At 75.5% G+C, this 1,330-nt stretch carries 1 protein-coding gene; it reads right to left on the reverse strand.

Annotation, left to right across the window (positions count from 1 at the left end):
* Positions 1 to 1,330: two-component regulator propeller domain-containing protein (locus tag FUT87_RS26975; RefSeq protein WP_222617317.1), on the reverse strand; the 1,330-nt coding region annotated here is incomplete at both ends.

The raw sequence follows: 1,330 nt of genomic DNA on the forward strand, positions 1-1,330 counted from the left end.
GCCAGCGCTGGCCATCCGCCGAGGCGGCCAGCCGCAGCCGGTACTCGCCGTGCGACAGCGCGGGGAAGGTCAGTTCGCGGTCCTGGCCCACGTCGGTCCAGCCGCGCGACAGGCCTTCCATCCAGAAGCGGAAGCGCACCCGGTCGGCCTCGCGCAGCGTGGAGGCGGCCAGGCTCACCGACAACGCCACCGGGCCGGGCGGCAGGTCCAGCGGGCGGCCGTCCAGCGGCACCGGCGCGCCGTCGACCTTGATCTGCTCGATGCGCACGGCCGGGGGCTCGCCGCCACCGGGCAGGCGCGCCGGATCCACGACGACCAGCCCCGACGACGAGGGCAGCCAGGCGCGTCCGGCCGCGTCGATCGCGCCGGCGGCCTGCAGGTTGCCGGCGAAGCTGGTGGCGCGCAGCGCATCGCCCGGGCCGAAGCCGAGCGAGCGGACCTGCTTGAGCCGGCCGTCGATCAGGCCGTCCAGGTCGTCGCGGGCGACGCGGTAGAACCCGCGGTTGCAGGTGATCCAGAAGTTGCCGGCGCGGTCCTCCAGGAGCACCTGCGACAACCCGTCCCACAGGCCGTCGGCCGGGCGCACCGCGCCGATCTTCCCGTCCTTGAGGCGGTTGATGCCCTCGCCGTTCGTGCCGATCCAGAGCGCGCCGCGCGCGTCCTCCTTGAGCGCGATGACCCAGTCGGACAGCAGGCCGTCGGCGGTGCTGAAGTGCCGCGCCTTGCCGTCGCGCCAGCGCACCAGGCCCTGGCCGGTGGTGCCGAACCAGAGCGTGCCGGCGCGGTCCTGCAGGATCGCGGCGACGCCCTCGTCGGGCAGTCCGGGCGCGCGGACCTGCTCGAAGCCGCGGCCGTTGAAGCGCGCCAGCGCCGAGCGCGTGCCGACCCACACGGTGCCGTCGCGGTCCTCGTAGAGGGCGCGCACCTCGACGCCGGGCAGGCCGCTGTCCGGGCCGAAGCGCTCGATGCGGCCGTCGGGCAGCCGCCGCGCGACGCCGGCGGTGTAGGTGCCGATCCACAGCGTGCCGTCGCGCGCCTCGTGCATGGTCGAGACCTCGTCGGTGGGCAGGCCGTCGGCTTGGCGCAACGTCGTGATGCGGCCGTCCCGCAGGCGGTTGATGCCGCCGCCGGCGGTCGCGGCCCAGATCGCGCCGTCGCGCGCGGCGACGACGGAGCGGACGTTGTCGTGGCTCAGGCCCTCCGGCGTGCCGATCGCGGTGAAGGCGCGGTTGCGCAGCCGGTTCAGGCCGTCGACCCAGGTGCCGACCCAAATGCTGCCCTCGCGGTCCGCCATCAGCGACCAGACCTGGCCGCCAGCGAGCCCGCCGGC

It is taken from the genome of Mitsuaria sp. TWR114 (assembly GCF_007997345.1).